Source organism: Microbacterium sp. NPDC057741 (assembly GCF_042798735.1).
Classification (GTDB): Bacteria; Actinomycetota; Actinomycetes; order Actinomycetales; family Microbacteriaceae; genus Microbacterium.
Genome location: NZ_JBHVJW010000001.1, coordinates 1,337,010 through 1,353,986, shown reverse-complemented (window position 1 = coordinate 1,353,986; position 16,977 = coordinate 1,337,010). Strand labels below are relative to the sequence as shown.

Below are 16,977 nucleotides of genomic sequence, written 5' to 3'. Positions count from 1 at the left end.
GGCGAGGGCGATGACCGATCCGCTGCGGGATGCCGCCGAGGTGATGCGCCGAGTGCGGGCCGAGTGCCCGTGGTCGCAGCGCATCACGCACCGCGACCTCGTGCCGTACCTGATCGAGGAGGCGCACGAGGTCATCGACGCGGTCGAGAACGGCACCGCGGACGAGCTGCGCGAGGAGCTCGGCGATCTGCTCTGGCAGGTGCTGTTCCACGCCGCGATCGCCGCCGAGGCGTCGGAGTACGACATCGATGGCGTCGCGCGCGGGCTGACCGAGAAGATGGTGCGTCGGCATCCGCACGTGTTCGGCGACGCGGTCGCGACGACCCCCGAAGAGGTGCTCGTGCACTGGAACGCCGCGAAGGCCGCGGAGAAGCGCGAGCGGCGCAGCGTGCTCGACGGCGTGCCGCGGGGGATGCCCGCGCTGGCGCTCGCGCAGAAGCTGCTGGGCCGGGCATCCGCCGTGCTCGCATCCCCGGTTCCTGGGCGCCCTTCCGTCGACGTCCCGGTTCCTGAGCGAGCGGAGCGAGACGAAGGACGCTCTGGAACCGCGACGTCTCGCAACTCGGACCCGGAGCGACGAGACGAAGGGCCGGCCTCCGAAGCCGAACTCGGCGACGCCCTGCTCGCGCTCGTCGCGCACGCCCGTGCCAACGGCTGGGATGCCGAGCGCGCGCTGCGCGAGCGGCTGCGCCTGCTCGAGGACGACGTCCGCGTGGCGGAGTCCGGCGCCTGACCGACTTCTCCGGTTGACTGCCGCGTCGGGGGAAGGACGCCGTCGCCCCGGGTCTGCGGGCGATCGCGCCCGATTCCGTACGCTCACGCCCTTACCAGCGCGGCGACTCGAGGCGTGAGCGTACCGACGACGCCGGGAGGTCAGGCGGCAGGAGCCGGGTGCGTCGGCACCCAGTAGCGGCGCTTGACGCCGCGAGTGTCCTCGTACACGCCGCCGTTGCGCTCGATGGTGCGCGCCGAGCCGGCGTTGTCCTCGTCGCAGGTGATCAGCACGCGCTTCAGGTCCAGCGCGGATGCCTCGCCGAGCGCGTCGTGCAGCGCGCGGGCTGCGTGTCCCTCGCGGCGACGGGACGGGCGGATCGAATAGCCGATGTGCCCGCCGTACTCGCGCAGGAGGTCGTTCAGGGTGCGCCGCAGCGCGAGGAAGCCGATCCACGCGCCTGCGTCATCGACGATCCAGTACCAGGAGCTGTGCACCCGGTCGGGAAGCAGCGGAACCGACTCGTCGGCCTCCTCTTCGAGCATGGTGAGCCACTCGGCATAGCCGGCCTCGGTGAGCACCGGTGTGCGCGGCTCGCGGTTGCCGTGGAAGCCCGAGCCCGCGATCTCGGTCGACTCCGGACCGCCGTACTCCTCGATCAGTTCCACCCATTCGGTGAAGCGGTCACGGGACGGCAGGATCAGCGGCATCCGACCATTCTGCTGCCTCGCCTCGCGCGCTCAGAGATGCTTTTCGCGGGTCGGAAGGCCTCGGACCCGCGAAACCCATCTCTCAGACGCGGACTCGGCCACGCGGTAGGTCGTCCCGGCAGGGTCGCGGGTGAGGATGCCGTAGTCGACGAGCATCCTGCGCAGCAGGGGGACGTCGTCGGTGAGTTCAGCGAGTCGCGCGTTTCAGCGCAGGCTCGGGGAGCGTCTCCGCGGCGGCGATCTCGAGAGCGGGCATCCGACCACTATCGCAGGATGTGCGCGCCGGCCCGGGCGAACGCGGCGGGGGAGTCCTCCGGCCGAACGGCGAGGAAGTGCCGGCCGATCGCGAACGTGAAGGCGAGGATGCTGCGCGCCTCGACCTCGTCGGGATCGTCGACGAAGGTGCCGAACTGCTCGCGCAGGTAGTCCAGCCGGGCGCCGTCGACGCGGAGCAGCCTCTCCTGCACCGCGGCGTCCGATCGCGCCCAGTTGCGGACGGCGAGATCCACCGGGAGCAGGTCGTCGGCGAAGGTGAGGCCGCCGGCGACGCGGATGTTCTTCGCCGCATCCGCGTCGAGCGCCTGCACTCGCTCGCGCACGTCGTCGACGCTGCGACGCTCCCAATCGTCGAGGACGGCCTCGAGGAGCTCCTCGCGAGCGCGGAAATGCGTGTAGAACCCGCCCTTGGTCACGCCGAGGGATGCCGCGATCGACTCGACGCGTACGGCCTCCACGCCGCTGTCGCCGAGCACGCGGGCGGCTTCGGCGACCCAGCGGTCGCGGGGGGTGCGCAGTGCGGCCGGCATCCGTTCCTCCTCAGCATGGACAGCGAGTGATCCATACGCTACCGTATGAATTCATCAATACGGTGACGTATGAATCGAGGCGGATACATGAGCACGGTGATGGCCCTGGCGCAGGGACTGTGGATGCGTGGGCGGATCGAGATGCTGCCGCCCGCCGCGGGCCCGACCTCCGGTCGCAGCGGCGAGGGGACGCAGACGCTGCGCATCGGCATCCTCGGCGAGTCGACCGCGGCGGGATGCGGCGTCGACAGCCACGAGGACGGCTTCGCCGGCGCGCTGGCCCGCGACCTCGCCGGACCCGACCGTGCTGCGGAGTGGACAGTCGTGGGGCAGCACGGCGCGACCGCCCGGCGAATCCGCCACCGGCTGCTGCCGGAGCTGGGCGGCGAATTCGACGTGGTGGTGCTGCTGGCCGGGGCGAACGACGTCATGGCCCGTCGCTCGCCGGCCGATTGGGGCGGCGACCTGGGTGCGATCGTGTCGGATCTCAGTGAACGGGCCGGACTCGTGGTGGTGGCGGGGACGCCGCCGTTCGCCGCCTTCCCGTCGCTTCCCCGAGCGCTCGCCAGGTATCTCGCGGCCCGAGCGGCAGCGCAGGACGACGCGAGCAGGGCCGTGTGCGCGGGCATCGTGAACGCCGAGTTCGTGCCCTCCCCGCCCGCGCTCGTCGACGACTCCTTCTTCTCCCGCGATCGATTCCACCCCGGTGCCGAGGGCTATCGCCGCTGGGCGGAGCTCATCGCCGACGGGATCGCAGCCGTCACGGCGCGGTGACGGGTAGCCGGCCCAGACCTGGAAAGATGGACCTGTGGCAACCGTGAACCCGCCGCGCGGAATGCGCGACTTCCTCCCCGCTGACAAGGCCCGTCGCGAGCGCGTGCTCGCCGTCATCCGTGAGCGCTACCGCGCGCACGGCTTCGACGAGATCGAGACGCCCGTGGTCGAGGAGTACGACCGGCTGCATGCCGGCATCGGCGGCGACAACGAGAAGCTCTCGTACAACATCCTGCGCCGCGGCCTCGACGCCGACGCGATCCGGCAGGGCGCCGACGATCCGGCCTCGCTGAGCGACCTCGGCCTCCGCTACGACCTCACCGTGCCTCTGGCGCGCTTCTACGCGACCAACCGCGGGCAGCTGCCGACGGTGTTCCGGTCGATCCAGATCGGGCCGGTCTGGCGGGCGGAGCGCCCTCAGAAGGGCCGCTACCGCCAGTTCGTGCAGTGCGACATCGACATCATGGGCGACGACTCGGCCCGCGCCGAGGCCGAGCTCATGACCGCCTCGCTCGACACGATCGATGCGCTCGGTCTCGACGGCGGCATGGTGCGCGTGAACGACCGCCGCGTGCTGGACTGGATGCTGGAGTCCTTCGGCTTCTCGATCGACGAGCGCCCTGGCGTGCTGATCACGATCGACAAGATGGACAAGGTCGGCACGGACGGCGTGATCGACGAGCTCGCCGCGCGCGGCGCGACGCCTGCAGCAGTCGAGGCGCTGAACACCTTCCTGCACCGCGTGCAGACCATGGAGTACAACCCCTACGGCGAGCGCCAGATCCGCAAGGCGCTGCCGGCGGACGCTCCGGACGACCTGGTCGCCGAGCTCGTCGCTCTCGGGGACGCGGTCGCTGCCGCCCGTCCGGGTGCGGGGGAGGTGCCGCTGGTCTTCGACCCGTTCCTGGTCCGCGGCATGGGGTACTACACCGGCACCATCTTCGAGCTCGCGCACCCCTCGGTGGACTACTCGCTCGGCGGCGGCGGCCGCTACGACGGCATGATCGGCAGATTCCTCGGCCAGCAGGTGCCGGCGGTGGGCTTCTCGATCGGCTTCGAGCGGATCGTCGACCTGGTGGCATCGCTCGAGGCGGACGCCACGGCATCCGTCGTCCTCGTGCATGACGCCGACGTGCCGCTGCCCGAGTTGCTCGCGCACAAGGCCGTCCTGATCCAGGACGGCGGGCGCGTGCGCCTGGAACGCCGCACGAAGAACTTCAAAGCGCTGCTGGAGCGAGCATCCGCCGACGGTTACACGGCGTTCGCGACGGTGCGCGCCGGAGACGCGCCCGGCTCGCTCGAGGTCAAGCCCCTGGGCTGACCAGACCGCCTTTCGCTCCGGTCTCAACGGATGCGGGTTCCTCAGTCGAGCACCCGCATCCGTTGAGACCGGAGCTGCGTGGGCAGTGCCTCACTCCGCGGTGAACGACGCGGCCCACTCGGCGACGCGACGCGCGCTCTCCTCTTCGCTGATGTCCTCGACACGGGTCAGAATCGACCAGCGCACCCCGAACGGGTCGCGGATGCTGGCGAAGCGGTCGCCCGACACGAAGTCGGACGCCGGTTCCCGCACCGTGGCGCCGGCGGCGACCGCCTTCTCCACGACGGCGTCGACGTCGGGCACGTACAGCCCCATCGAGTAACAGTCGTCCTCGCCGGACGGTGGGGCGACCAGGTGATACTCGGGGCTGGGCTCGCCGAGCTGCAGCAGTCCTGCGCCGAAGTCGAGCCCGGCGTGGGCGACGACGCCGTCGAATTCGGTGACGTCGGTGATGCGCGCGCCGAAGATGTCACGATAGAACTCCATCGCGGCCCGCGCGTTCGGGATGGCGAGGAACGGCGTGAGCGAGGTCGCGGTGTTCGGTCGGCCGTTCGTGGTGTGCTCTCCGGTCGCGCCGGTTCTGATGTCGGTGTTCATGCGGATCACGGTACGGAAAGTCGGACCCCGCGCGCTTGAAGATCCGCGACAACCTCGCCGCTACGCTGAGCGGATGGTCGATCCCACCCGCGGCGTGCTCTACCCGGCGAGACTGCCAGAGTTCCACCGCGTTCCGGCCCCGCCGGAGATCGCGGATCTCGCCGTGTGGTTCTGGATCCCGGAGTGGGACGTCCAGCCCGGACGCTCATCCCGCCAGGACGTGGTCGCCTATCCGGCGCTGAATCTGGTGGTCGAGCAGGGCGGCGTCTCCCTGGTCGGAGCCACGACGCGGGCGACGCATCGCGACCTCGTCGGCCGCGGCTGGGCGGTCGGCGCGCTGCTGAAGCCCGCGGCGGTCGCAGCGCTCACCGACGCTCCGGCCTCCCTCCTCGACCAGGAGGTCCCGCTCTCCGAGCACTCGCTGCACGACGCCGTCGCCGCGGCGATGGCGAGTGGCGACGGCCACCGGGAGCGTGCCGTCACACTGTTCTCCCACTGGCTGCTCGAAAGGGCAGTCGAGCCGACGGATGCCGCGCGGCAGGCGAACGTCGCCGCTGACCTGCTGATGGCGAGCGATGTGCGCTCGCCGGAGGAGGCGGCGGCGCGCCTCGCCGTCTCGGTGCGCACGCTGCAGCGGCTCCTGCATCGTCATGTCGGACTCCCGCCTGCGGCGATGATCCGCCGTCGGCGCCTGCAGGAGGCCGCGGAACGGGTGCGCACCGACCCGGCGGTCGACCTCGCGACGGTCGCTGCGGAGTTCGGCTATGCCGACCATGCCCACCTCACCACCGACTTCCGCACCGTGCTCGGCTTCACGCCGTCGGCATACCGGGCGGCGTCCAGATCCTGATCGCCCTTCCGGATGTCCGCGGCCGCCGTTAGCCTCGCGTGATGGACCAGGAACCCACTGTCGAGCAGCATCTGGACGGCAAGTCGCCCGAGGTCGTGGCGCTCTACGACCGCTTCATCGAACTGGCGGAGGCGTGCGGACCCTTCATCTACTCGGTCAACAAGTCCGCGATCACGATCAAGGGCGAGAGGCGAGGGTTCGCCGGCGTCATCCCGGGCGCTGATGATCTGCGCGGCTACCTCGACCTGACTCGCGCGCTCGACGCCGACTCCCGCATCCGGCGCTCTGCTCCCTACGAGAGCCGCCTGTTCGTGAACTACTTCCGCGTCACGTCGCTAGACCAGCTGGACGACACCTTCGCGCAGTGGCTGGCCGAGGCCTACGAAGTGGGCCGGGGAGCGCACCTGGCCGGCCCGAAGCAGAGATGAGGGCGCTCAGCCGCGCGCCTCGGTGACGCGGCGCTTCTCGCGCACGTACACCTCGCGACGGACCCTCGCCACGACGTCGCCCTGACGGTCGGTGATCTCGGTCTCGAACCACTCCAGCACCTTGGCGCCGCCGCGGGCGCGCTCGCGCAGCTCATCGGCCTTCTCCTTCGGCACGGAGAACTCCGCGGTGAGCACCCCGCGCCCGGGCTTGACGAACTCGATCTCGCCGCGGGTGTCCCAGACGACGTGATCGCGGCCCAGCTGGTGCATCACCAGCATGAAGAAGTACGGATCGGTCATCGCCGACATCGATCCGCCGAATGCCGTCTTCACGTAGTTCCTGGTGAACACGTTCACGTGCAGCTCGACGGTGGCGTGCGTCCAGTCCTCCGAGAAGCGTCGTACTCGGATGCCGCTGAACAGATTGGGGATCCACAGGGACATGCCCACGGCGAGGCGGCGGGGAGTGATGCGCATCGCGTCAGTCTGCCCGGCAGTCTCGTGCGGAACCGGATCGGCTGGATCCTCTCGACAAATATTGTTCTAGTTGTAATAGAATAAGTGCGCAGAGGAGGTGGCATGCTGATCCGAATCGATCCCGAGAGCTCTCGGCCGCTGTTCGAGCAGATCGCGGCATCCGTGCGCGGCGAAGTGCTCTCCGGGCGACTGCGTGTCGGTGACCGCCTGCCGGCCGCGCGCGAGGTCGCAGAGGCGATCGACGTGAACGTGCACACGGTGCTGCGCGCCTATCAGGAGCTGCGCGCCGAAGGCCTCGTCGATCTGCGCCGCGGACGCGGGGCGGTGGTCGCCGCGACCGCGGAACCCCTCGCCGAACTCGCCGACGACATCACCGACCTCGTGCGCCGGGGCGCGCGCCTCGGCCTCACGCCCGCGACCATCGCCGCACTCATCAAGGAGACGACGCCATGACCGAACAGCCCGCCGACCGTCACGTCGCCGCGGTGCCCGCGACGGACCTGCGCCGCGCACGCCGCGCCCTGCTGCTGGTGGGCGTCGTCGCCCCGATCGTGATCACCGCGATCGCCGCCGCCCTGATCCTCGCCTGGCTGCCCGAACTGCCTGACCCTGCCGCCACGCACTGGGGCGTGGGCGGCGTGAACGGGTTCGGTGCGCCGAGCACCTACCTCTGGCTGGCGATCGGCATCGGGCTCGGACTGCCGCTTCTGCTCGTGATCAGCACTCTCGCGGTGGCGCGCCGGCAGTGGGGCGGGGCCGCTCGGCTGCTCGGCGCGATGGCGCTCGGCCTCTCCGGCTTCAGCGCCGTGATCAACGCGGGCTCGGTGGCGATCCAGCGGGGCCTGCAGGATGCCTCGCAGGTCGGTGGCATCGGTGGCGTCGTCCTCCTCGGCTTCGTGGCGCTGCTGGTCCTCGGGCCGGCGGGCTGGTTCGCGCAGCCGCACGTGCATCCGACGCCCGCCGCGCCCCTCGAGCCGGCGCACCTGACCTCCATCTCGGCCGGCGAGCGGGTGGTCTGGATGGCGACCGCGACGATGTCGCGCACCGCGATGATCATCATCGGAATCGTCGTCATCCTCGTCGTGGGCATCACCGCGGTGCTGGTCGTGCAGGCCGCCGAGGCCGCATGGATTCCTGTGCTGACGCTGCTCATCATCGGTTTCGCCTTCGCCTCGTCCGCGTCGTTCCGCGTGAAGGCGGGCCCCGACGGACTGTCGGTCCGCTCGCAGATCGGCGTGCCCCGCACGAACGTGCCGCTCGACGAGATCGTCTCCGTGCGCGCCGTCGAATGTCACCCCTTCGGCGAGTTCGGCGGCTTCGGCTGGCGGCTCGGGCTGGACGGCCGCACCGGCATCGTGCTGCGCACCGGCCCCGCCATCGAGGTGGAACGGCGCGACAAGCGCCCGCTGGTCGTCACCGTAGACGGGGCTGAGGTGGGCGCCGCCGTGCTGCAGGCGTATCTCGACCGCGCCGGCCGCCCGGCGCCGCGCGATCGGAACGAAGGAGACGCATCATGACGACGCAGGAACCCGCCCACGAGACGGATGCCCCGGTGCGGATCGACCTCGGCGCAATCATCGCCTACGTGGTGCTGGCCTGCGGCCTGGCCTGGCTGGTGGCTCTGCCGCTCTGGTTCGGCGACGGCCTCCGCGCCCCGTTCGCCGGGCTGCTGCTGCCCGTGGTGATGTACACCCCGGCCGCCGCCGTTCTGATCGTCATGCTGGTGATGCGCCCGGTGCCGCGCGGGCAGCGGCTGCGCTTCCTGGGCATGTGGCCGCTGCGCCCTGCGTCGCGCGTGATCTGGATGAGCGTCATCTCCCTGTTCGGCACGGTCGCGGTCGTGGTGCTCGCCATGCTGATCGCGATCGGGTTCGGATGGATGAAGGCCGACTTCGTCGGGCTGTCAGGATTCGAGGAGACGATGAGGGCGGCGGTGCCTCCGGGGACCGAGCTCCCGCCGGCGATCGTCCTCGTCGCCGCGCAGATGGCGTCGCTGCCTGTCGCCGCCGTGACCATCAACGCCTTCGCCGCCTTCGGCGAGGAACTCGGCTGGCGCGGATTCCTCGTCCCGGCTCTGCGTCCCTACGGAACCTGGACCACGCTGCTCGTGAGCGGTGCGATCTGGGGGGTGTGGCACGCGCCGATCATCCTGCTCGGCTACAACTTCGGGCGCACCGACCTCCTCGGCGTACTGCTGATGGTGGTCGGATGCATGGCCGTCGGCGTGCTCTTCGGCTGGACGCGCCTGCGCTCCGGTTCGATGTGGCCGGCGGTCTTCGCACACGGTGCACTGAACGCCGCAGCGGGTCTGCCGATGGTGTTCCGCGCCGCCGGCGCCCCGCTCGATCCCGCCTTGTCGATCGTGCTCGGCGTCTCGGGCTGGATCGCCTGCGCGATCGTCATCGTGATTCTGCTGCTCACCGGCCAGTTCCGGAAGCAGCCCGCGCTGGCCGCCGCGGAGGGTTGACGCCTCCTCGACCGGCGGGGTTGGCTGAGAGCATGGAACCCACACCCCAGAACTGGCGCGCAGCAGACGAGTACCTCTCCGAGACGCTGGTCGGGCACGACCCCGCTCTCGAGGCAGCGCTCGCCGCGCAGCAGGACGCCGGGATGCCGGCGATCGAGGTCGCCCCGGTCTCCGGCAAGCTCTTGAACCTGCTGGTGCGGATCAGCGGCGCGCGCCGAGTGCTGGAGATCGGCACCCTGGGCGGGTACTCCACCATCTGGATGGCCCGCGGTGTCGGCGAGGACGGCCGGGTCGTCACCGTGGAGGCGGAGGCGGCCAACGCCGCGATCGCGCGCGCGAGCATCGATGCGGCCGGCGTCGGCGAGCGGGTTGACATCCGTATCGGCCGCGCCGCTGATGTGCTGCCGACGCTCGTCGGCGGGTTCGATCTGGTCTTCATCGACGCCGACAAGGAGTCGAACACCGTCTACCTGGACTGGGCGGCGAAGCTGGGGCATCCGGGCACGGTCGTCGTGCTCGACAACATCGGCCGCGACGGCGAGATCGCGAACGCGGACAGCTCCGACTCGATGGTGATCGGTACCCAGGACGCGCTGCGGATGCTGGGTGAGGACCCGCGCTTCGACGCCACAGCTCTGCAGACCGTCGGCCTCAAGGGCTGGGACGGCGTCGCGATCGCCGTCGTGGTCTGAAACGTCCTCGGTGCGCCGACACCGCACGGCTAGACTGGCCGCGGACCGACGCCGCTCCACACACCCCCAATTCCTCTAGCAAGGAGCTCTTCCGTGGCATTGATCGAGGCTGTAGGCGCTCGCGAGATCCTGGACTCGCGTGGAAACCCGACCGTCGAGGTGGAGGTGCTCCTCGATGACGGCATCGTGCAGCGCGCCGCCGTCCCCTCCGGTGCATCCACCGGAGCCTTCGAGGCGTACGAGCTGCGCGACGGCGACAAGAGCCGGTACGGCGGCAAGGGCGTGCTGAAGGCCGTCGAAGCCGTCATCGACGAGCTCGGCCCCGCCATCGAGGGCGTCGAGGCGAGCGAGCAGCGCGTCATCGACGAGATCCTCATCGACGTCGACGGCACCGACAACAAGAGCCGCGTCGGCGCGAACGCCATCCTCGGCGTCAGCCTCGCGGTCGCGAAGGCCGCAGCCGACTCGGCCGACCTGCCGCTGTTCCGCTACCTGGGCGGCCCGAACGCGCACCTGCTGCCCGTTCCGCTGTTCAACGTCATCAACGGCGGCTCGCACGCCGACAACGGCATCGACATGCAGGAGTTCTTCCTCGCACCGATCGGCGCCGACACCTTCTCGGAGGCCCTGCGCTGGGGCACCGAGGTATACCACGTCCTCAAGGGCGAGCTGAAGGCCGCCGGCTTCGCGACCGGCCTCGGTGACGAGGGCGGCTTCGCCCCCGACCTGCCCAGCAACCGCGAGGGCCTGGAGTTCCTGGTCAAGGCGATCGAGAAGGCCGGCTTCACCCCGGGCACCGACATCGCGCTCGGCCTCGACGCGGCAGCCACCGAGTTCTTCAACGAGGGCGTCTACCGCCTCGACAACAAGGACTGGGACGCCGCCGCGCTCACCGAGTACTACGTCGGCCTGGTGAACGACTTCCCGATCGTCACGATCGAGGACGCCCTCGCCGAGGATGACTGGGACGGCTGGAAGGCCCTCACCGAGAAGCTCGGCTCGCAGATCCAGCTCGTCGGTGACGACCTGTTCGTCACCAACCCGGAGCGCCTGCAGAAGGGCATCGACCTGGGCACGGCGAACTCGCTCCTGGTCAAGGTGAACCAGATCGGCACCCTCTCCGAGACCCTGGACGCGATCAACCTCGCGCACCGCTCCGGCTACACCACGATGCTGTCGCACCGCTCGGGCGAGACCGAGGACACCACGATCGCCGACCTCGTGGTCGCCGTGAACTCGGGCCAGATCAAGAGCGGCGCGCCCGCTCGTTCGGAGCGCGTCGCGAAGTACAATCAGCTTCTGCGCATCGAGGAGGAGCTGGGCGATGCCGCGGTCTTCGCCGGCCGTTCCGCCTTCCCGCGTTTCAAGGGCTGATCAGCCGATCTCATACTGCTGAACGACGAAAGGGGAGCCATGGCCAGACGACCGGCTCCCCTTTCGCCGTCCCCGAAGACGGCTTCCGTGAAGACGGCTTCCCAGAAGTCCAAGGTGGATGCCGCGAAGCCTGCGGCATCCGGTTCTGCAGCGCGCGAACGGCGCGGCACGCGCAGCCGTCGCGTCGACGTGGGGGAGTGGACCAGCGGCATCCGGCTGTCCGCCTTCTCGGCCATCATGCTGTCGCTGGTCGTGCTGGGTGCGTGGGTTCTGGTGCCAAGCCTCGGCACGTACCTCGACCAGCGGCAGAAGATCGCCGCGGTCGGTGCCTCTGTGCAGGTCACCAAGGATCAGATCGCCGCGCTCGAGCAGGAGCGCGAGCGCTGGAACGATCCGGCGTACATCAGTACGCAGGCGCGCGAGCGCCTGTACTACGTCAAGCCCGGCGAGGTGCCCTACCTCGTCGACAACGACCTCGATCCCGCCGCGCTGCCGAAGGAGCAGGCACCGGTGAGTGACGAACTGGTCGAGCGCAAGGCCGACTGGATGCCGCAGCTGCTGCGCAGCATCGCCGGCGCGGGGCTCGCCAAGAACGTCGTCGAGGCGCCCGCCCGCTGAGTAGCGCCCTCGGGCTTCGCCCAGCCGGGCTCCTCTACGCTGGACGGGTGACGACTCCGCCCTTCGCCGCCCCCACGCCCGCCGAGATCGCGGTGGTCTCCGCGCAGCTGGGCCGCACGGCACGCGGTGTGGTGGGCATCGCCGCCCGCTGCGTGTGCGGCAACCCGACCGTGGTCGCCACCTCGCCGCGGCTGGACGACGGCTCCCCGTTCCCCACGTTCTACTACCTGACGCATCCTGCGGCGACGACGGCGATGTCGACGCTCGAGGCCGAGCACGTCATGCCCGAGCTCGCCGCGATGCTCGAGGACGAGGACGTCGCCGCGCAGTACCTGCGGGCGCACGAGGCGTTCCTGGCCGATCGCGCGCAGTTCGGCGACGTGCCGGAGATCGCCGGCGTCTCCTCGGGCGGCATGCCCACACGCGTGAAGTGCCTGCACGCCCTCGCCGGGCATGCCCTCGCGGCCGGCCCAGGCGTGAACCCGATCGGCGACGCCGCACTGGCGCGCTCGAGCTGGTCGCCCGAGCGCTGCGCGTGCGACCAGCCGGGGGCCGCGCGTGGAGACGCCGCCGGATGAGGCCGGTCAGGATGCTGCGCGGCATCGTCGCGATCGCGACGGTGGCGGCATCCCTCACCCTGCTCGCGGTGGCCCCCGCATCCGCCGCGACCCCGGTGCCGGTGCCAGAGGTGGCCACTCCGGAGCCCTCGCCGCCGCCGGTCGCAGACGACCCGAAGGATCCGGTCCGGGCCGCGGAGTACTGGCTGGACGGGGCTCGCATCCGCGAGGCCTGGCACACCACCCGCGGCAAGGGATCGACCATCGCGATCATCGACACCGGCATCGGACGCCCGCCAGGGACCTTCGACGGCGCTGTCACGGATGGCACCGACGTCTCGGGCAGCGGAACACCGGACGGGCGCACGCCACTGGGCACCAAGGACAAGAACCACGGCACCTGGGTGGCATCGCTCGCCGGCGCCCGTGGCACGAAGGAGGGCACCGGCATGATCGGTGTCGCTCCCGAGGCGAAGCTGCTGTCGATCTCGATCGGCTTCGAGGCTGCGGCCGTGGTGCCGTTCACCGAGCAGATCGCGAAGGCCATGCGCTGGGCGGTCGACCACGGTGCCGATGTGATCAACCTGTCGCTGACGACGAACACCCTGGACTGGGATGAGAGCTGGGACGACGCGTTCCTCTACGCGTTCAAGCACGACGTGGTCGTGGTCGTCGCGGCCGGCAACCGTGGCAGCGGCACCTCGATCGTCGGCGCACCGGCGACCATCCCCGGGGTGCTCACGGTGGGCGGCGTGGACCAGCACGGCAACGCCTCGGTGGAGGCGTCGACGCAGGGCATCACGATCGGCATCTCCGCGCCGAGCGAGGGCCTGGAAGGTGTGTCGGCCGACGGCACGGTCGTGACGTGGGACGGCACCAGCGGTGCCGCGCCGATCGTGGCCGGTGTCGCGGCGCTGGTGCGCTCCGCTCATCCCGACCTGGATGCTGCGAACGTGATCAACCGCATCATCAAGACGGCGATCCCGGTGCCCGGTGTGAAGAAGGTCCCCGACCCGCTCTACGGCTACGGTCTGCTCGACGCCCAGGCCGCGGTGTCGGCGTCGGTGCCGAAGGTCTCGGCGAACCCGATGGGCGACCTCGAGGAGTGGATCCGGCTGTACCGTCGTGCGAAGAGCGACCCGGCGCCCGAGCCCACGGTCACGCCGATCGCGGTGCCTCCGCTGCCCGCGGCCGATGCGCCGACGAAGCCGGGGTCACCGCTGCTGCCCAGTGCTGAATCGCTGCGGTACGGTACCCTGCCGCTTCTCGCGCTCACGGTACCTGGTATCCTGGTCGGGCTTGGCGTCACCGCAGCTGCCCGGCGCATCCGTTCGGCGCGCGATCGACGCGCGCCTTCCCCATGACGACGAGGAGTTGTCCCTCTGTGCCTGAGAATCGCACTGTCCCCAAGATTCTGATCGTCGGTGGTGGTTACGCGGGCTTCTACACCGCCTGGAAGCTCGAGAAGCACCTCCGCAAGGGCGAAGCGGATGTGACCATGGTCGATCCCCTGCCCTACATGACGTACCAGCCCTTCCTGCCCGAGGTCGCGGCCGGCTCGATCGAGGCGCGCCACGCGGTGGTCGCGCACCGTCGTCATCTGAAGCGCACCAACGTCATCACGGCGAAGATCACCGGCATCGACCACGCCAACAAGGTCGCCACGATCACCCCGCCGGTCGGCGACCCGTACGAGTTCGCCTACGACCAGATCGTGGTCACCGCCGGTGCCGTCTCGCGCACCTTCCCGATCCCGGGCATCGCCGACAACGCGATCGGGCTGAAGACGATCGAAGAGGCCGTCGCGGTGCGCGACAAGCTGATGTCGAACTTCGACAAGGCCGCCTCCGTTCCGGCCGGTCCCGAGCGCGACCGCCTGCTGACCACGGTCGTCGTGGGCGGTGGCTTCGCCGGCATCGAGGCGTTCGCCGAGCTCCGCTCGCTGGCATCCGCCCTCGTCGCGAAGTACCCGCAGCTGTCCTTCGAGGACACGCACTTCCACCTCATCGAGGCCATGGGCCGCATCATGCCCGAGGTCTCGCTGAAGACCAGCGAGTGGGTGCTGAAGGACCTCGCCAAGCGCGGTGCCAACGTGCACCTCGACACCCAGGTCACCGGTGCCGTCGGCGGCAACGTCGAGCTCTCCACCGGCGAGGTCATCCCGACCGACCTGATCATCTGGACCGCCGGTGTCATGGCGAACCCGACCGTCGTGCGCGGCGGCGACCTGCCCGTGGAGGAGCGCGGTCGCATCCGCACCCGCGCGGACCTGCGCGTGGGCACCCCGGAGGAGTTCGTCGAGGGCGCCTGGGCCGCCGGTGACGTCTCGGCCGTCCCCGACCTGACCGGTGGTGGCGTCGGCGGCTACTGCGTGCCGAACGCCCAGCACGCCGTGCGCCAGGCGAAGCTGCTCGCGAAGAACCTCGTGGCCGTGCTGCGCGGCGAGGGCACGAAGGACTACTTCCACAAGAACCTCGGCGCCGTCGCCGGCCTCGGCCTCTACAACGGCGTCTTCCAGTCCGGCAAGATCGCGCTGAAGGGCTTCCTCGCCTGGGTCGCGCACCGTGGCTACCACGGCCTGGCAATGCCGTCGTGGGAGCGCAAGTGGCGCGTGCTGTGGGGCTGGTGGCACAACCTGTGGCTCGGCCGCGACATCGTCAACCTCGAGACCGTGCAGAACCCGCGCTACGTCTTCGAGGAGTTCGCGGCCCGCCCGCGTCCGGCGGCGGATGCTCCGGCACCCGCGCCTGCCCCTGCCAAGGCGCCGGAGGCCCCGGTCACCGAGAAGCCCGCCGCCAAGACCGAGGCTGTGGCGGATGCCGCTGCCGACGACAAGGCGACGGTCGCTGCTCCGGCTGCGGACAAGCCGGCCAAGAAGGCTCCGGCCCGCAAGCCCGCCGCGAAGCGCCGTACTGAGCCTGCCGAAGTGAAGCCGGCCGCGCCGAAGGTCTCGGCCGATGCCGCGGCCGCGGACGACGCCACGGTGAAGAAGCCCGCCGCCCGCAAGCCCGCGGCCAAGCGCCGTACGGAGCCTGCCGACGCGAAGGCCACTTCCGCCGCGAAGTGATCTGATCGTCAGAACGCCCCGGTCCGCGAGGACCGGGGCGTTCTGCGTGCCGTGGGGATGCCGGGGCCGGGTGCTAGGGTGACGCGCATCCGCGCGGCATCCCGGTGCGGACTTCGAGAGGTGCGACACCGTGCCGCGCCGATGAACGGAGGGCACATGTCCGAAGAGCGCATCGACGTCAACCCGCTGCATCGGCGTGCGGGTGATGCCAGGTCAGTGGACAAGAACCGGCTCCCCGAGCGCAGCATGGATCCGCTCAGCGCCTATCACATCGTCCGCGACGAGACGATGCTCGACGGCAATGCGCGCCTCAATCTCGCGACCTTCGTCACCACGTGGATGGACGACGAGGCGCAGCGGCTGTACTCCGAGGCGTTCGACAAGAACATGATCGACAAGGATGAGTATCCGCAGACCGCGGCCATCGAGGGGTACTGCCAGCGGATGATCGCGGAGCTGTGGCACGCCCCGGATCCGGCGTCCGCGCCCGCGACCTCGACCGTCGGGTCGTCGGAGGCGTGCATGCTCGCGGGGATCGCCCTGAAGCGGATGTGGCAGGAGCGGCGGCGTGCGGCGGGAGCGGACGCGGGCAGGCCGAACCTCGTCATGTCCAGCGCCGTGCAGGTGTGCTGGGAGAAGTTCTGCAACTACTTCGAGGTCGAGCCGAGGTACGTGCCGATCAGTGCCGAGCATCCGGTTCTGGACGGAGAGGTCCTGGGCGGGTACGTGGACGAGAACACGATCGGCGTCGTCGCGATCCTCGGCGTCACGTACACCGGCGCCTACGAGCCCGTCGCGGAGATCCAGGCCGCTCTGGACGCGATCCAGGCCGAACGCGGTCTGGACGTGCCCATCCATGTCGACGCGGCATCCGGCGGCATGGTTGCGCCGTTCCTGGACCCGGACCTGGAATGGGATTTCCGGCTGCCGAGGGTGGCGTCGATCAACACCTCGGGCCACAAGTACGGGCTGGTGTACCCGGGGCTCGGCTGGGCCGTGTGGCGTGACTCCGAGGCGCTGCCGGAGTCGATGGTGTTCCGGGTCAGCTACCTGGGTGGTGACATGCCGACGCTCGCGCTGAACTTCTCCCGCCCGGGAGCGCAGGTGCTGCTGCAGTTCTACCTGTTCCTCCGACTCGGGCACGAGGGCTACGCCGAGGTGCAGGCCGGATCCCGCTCCGTCGCGGTCTATCTCGCGGAGGGTATTCAGGCCATGGATGCGTTCGAGCTGATCAGCGACGGCACCACCATCCCGGTGTTCGCCTGGCGTCTCGCCGACGGGCACTCCGGAGCGTGGACGCTGCACGACCTCTCGGATCGGCTGCGGATGCGCGGCTGGCTGGTGCCCGCGTATCCGATGCCTGCCGACCTCGAGCAGGTCATCGTGCAGCGCATCGTGATCAGGAACGGTGTGACCAGGGATCTTGCGGAATCGCTGCTGTCCACGATCCGTGAAGAGGTGGCCTTTCTGGAATCCCTGGATGCCCCGCTGCCGCGATCGACGAGGGGCGACGGCTTCCGGCACTGA

At 70.1% G+C, this 16,977-nt stretch carries 19 protein-coding genes and 1 pseudogene; 15 read left to right on the top strand and 5 right to left on the bottom strand.

The window, feature by feature from the left end; genetic code table 11:
* Positions 1-10: 10 nt before the first annotated feature.
* The gene (locus ACFVDO_RS06560) at positions 11-733 is read left to right on the top strand and encodes a MazG family protein (protein WP_378859587.1); all 723 of its coding nucleotides are present in this window, start codon (positions 11-13) and stop codon (positions 731-733) included.
* Between the two features lie 140 nt (positions 734-873).
* Here the strand turns inward: ACFVDO_RS06560 and ACFVDO_RS06555 are convergent, their stop codons facing one another.
* The 3 genes and pseudogenes from ACFVDO_RS06555 to ACFVDO_RS06545 all read right to left on the bottom strand — a co-directional run bounded on the left by ACFVDO_RS06555 (position 874) and on the right by ACFVDO_RS06545 (position 2,228).
* Positions 874-1,422 (bottom strand): GNAT family N-acetyltransferase, encoded by a 549-nt coding sequence (locus ACFVDO_RS06555; protein WP_378859588.1) that lies wholly within the window; start codon positions 1,420-1,422, stop codon positions 874-876.
* 30 nt (positions 1,423-1,452) lie between these two features.
* A pseudogene (locus ACFVDO_RS06550) lies at positions 1,453-1,614 on the bottom strand (DUF2087 domain-containing protein); the annotation flags it as partial.
* 71 nt (positions 1,615-1,685) lie between these two features.
* Positions 1,686-2,228: a TetR/AcrR family transcriptional regulator gene (locus ACFVDO_RS06545; protein WP_378859589.1), complete on the bottom strand. Its 543-nt coding sequence runs from the start codon at positions 2,226-2,228 to the stop codon at positions 1,686-1,688.
* A gap of 87 nt (positions 2,229-2,315) precedes the next feature.
* Between ACFVDO_RS06545 and ACFVDO_RS06540 the strand changes: the two genes are divergently transcribed.
* Entirely contained in the window at positions 2,316-3,002 is a 687-nt protein-coding gene (locus ACFVDO_RS06540) for an SGNH/GDSL hydrolase family protein (protein WP_378859590.1), read from the top strand.
* A gap of 61 nt (positions 3,003-3,063) precedes the next feature.
* Positions 3,064-4,323 carry a histidine--tRNA ligase gene (locus ACFVDO_RS06535; RefSeq protein WP_378859592.1) on the top strand — a complete coding sequence of 420 codons (1,260 nt, stop codon included), beginning with the start codon at positions 3,064-3,066 and terminating at the stop codon, positions 4,321-4,323.
* A gap of 90 nt (positions 4,324-4,413) precedes the next feature.
* Here ACFVDO_RS06535 and ACFVDO_RS06530 read toward each other — a convergent pair whose 3' ends face one another.
* Complete coding sequence (locus ACFVDO_RS06530) at positions 4,414-4,920, bottom strand: VOC family protein (protein WP_378860041.1); 507 nt, start codon at positions 4,918-4,920, stop codon at positions 4,414-4,416.
* 73 nt (positions 4,921-4,993) lie between these two features.
* On the opposite strand from ACFVDO_RS06530, the gene ACFVDO_RS06525 reads away from it, so the two are divergent.
* Together ACFVDO_RS06525 and ACFVDO_RS06520 are read left to right on the top strand one after the other, a co-directional pair.
* Complete coding sequence (locus tag ACFVDO_RS06525; protein WP_378860042.1) at positions 4,994-5,770, top strand: helix-turn-helix domain-containing protein; 777 nt, start codon at positions 4,994-4,996, stop codon at positions 5,768-5,770.
* A 41-nt stretch (positions 5,771-5,811) separates the two neighbouring features.
* Positions 5,812-6,198 (top strand): DUF5655 domain-containing protein, encoded by a 387-nt coding sequence (locus tag ACFVDO_RS06520; protein ID WP_378860043.1) that lies wholly within the window; start codon positions 5,812-5,814, stop codon positions 6,196-6,198.
* A gap of 6 nt (positions 6,199-6,204) precedes the next feature.
* On the opposite strand, the gene ACFVDO_RS06515 is transcribed toward ACFVDO_RS06520, so the two are convergent.
* A complete protein-coding gene (locus ACFVDO_RS06515; RefSeq protein ID WP_378860044.1) occupies positions 6,205-6,675 on the bottom strand; it encodes a DUF4442 domain-containing protein in 471 nt (156 codons plus the stop codon).
* A gap of 102 nt (positions 6,676-6,777) precedes the next feature.
* Between ACFVDO_RS06515 and ACFVDO_RS06510 the strand changes: the two genes are divergently transcribed.
* The 10 genes from ACFVDO_RS06510 to ACFVDO_RS06465 all read left to right on the top strand — a co-directional run bounded on the left by ACFVDO_RS06510 (position 6,778) and on the right by ACFVDO_RS06465 (position 16,977).
* Positions 6,778-7,128, top strand: a complete 351-nt coding sequence (locus ACFVDO_RS06510) for a GntR family transcriptional regulator (RefSeq protein WP_378860045.1) — start codon at positions 6,778-6,780, stop codon at positions 7,126-7,128.
* Positions 7,125-8,192 (top strand): DUF1648 domain-containing protein, encoded by a 1,068-nt coding sequence (locus ACFVDO_RS06505; protein WP_378860046.1) that lies wholly within the window; start codon positions 7,125-7,127, stop codon positions 8,190-8,192. Before ACFVDO_RS06510 ends, ACFVDO_RS06505 begins: the two co-directional genes overlap by 4 nt.
* Complete coding sequence (locus ACFVDO_RS06500; RefSeq protein ID WP_378860047.1) at positions 8,189-9,142, top strand: CPBP family intramembrane glutamic endopeptidase; 954 nt, start codon at positions 8,189-8,191, stop codon at positions 9,140-9,142. Before ACFVDO_RS06505 ends, ACFVDO_RS06500 begins: the two co-directional genes overlap by 4 nt.
* Positions 9,143-9,174: 32 nt before the next feature.
* Positions 9,175-9,834, top strand: coding sequence for an O-methyltransferase (locus ACFVDO_RS06495; protein WP_378860048.1), 660 nt, complete (start codon positions 9,175-9,177; stop codon positions 9,832-9,834).
* 93 nt (positions 9,835-9,927) lie between these two features.
* Complete coding sequence (gene eno / locus ACFVDO_RS06490) at positions 9,928-11,208, top strand: phosphopyruvate hydratase (protein ID WP_378860049.1); 1,281 nt, start codon at positions 9,928-9,930, stop codon at positions 11,206-11,208.
* Positions 11,209-11,295: 87 nt separating this feature from the next.
* Complete coding sequence (locus ACFVDO_RS06485) at positions 11,296-11,826, top strand: septum formation initiator family protein (RefSeq protein ID WP_378860050.1); 531 nt, start codon at positions 11,296-11,298, stop codon at positions 11,824-11,826.
* A 47-nt stretch (positions 11,827-11,873) separates the two neighbouring features.
* On the top strand, positions 11,874-12,404 hold the full coding sequence (locus ACFVDO_RS06480) for a DUF501 domain-containing protein (protein WP_378860051.1): 531 nt from the start codon (positions 11,874-11,876) through the stop codon (positions 12,402-12,404).
* Positions 12,401-13,747: a S8 family serine peptidase gene (locus tag ACFVDO_RS06475; protein ID WP_378860052.1), complete on the top strand. Its 1,347-nt coding sequence runs from the start codon at positions 12,401-12,403 to the stop codon at positions 13,745-13,747. Before ACFVDO_RS06480 ends, ACFVDO_RS06475 begins: the two co-directional genes overlap by 4 nt.
* The gene (locus ACFVDO_RS06470; RefSeq protein ID WP_378860053.1) at positions 13,744-15,450 is read left to right on the top strand and encodes an NAD(P)/FAD-dependent oxidoreductase; all 1,707 of its coding nucleotides are present in this window, start codon (positions 13,744-13,746) and stop codon (positions 15,448-15,450) included. Before ACFVDO_RS06475 ends, ACFVDO_RS06470 begins: the two co-directional genes overlap by 4 nt.
* A 156-nt stretch (positions 15,451-15,606) precedes the next feature.
* Complete coding sequence (locus ACFVDO_RS06465) at positions 15,607-16,977, top strand: glutamate decarboxylase (protein WP_378859765.1); 1,371 nt, start codon at positions 15,607-15,609, stop codon at positions 16,975-16,977.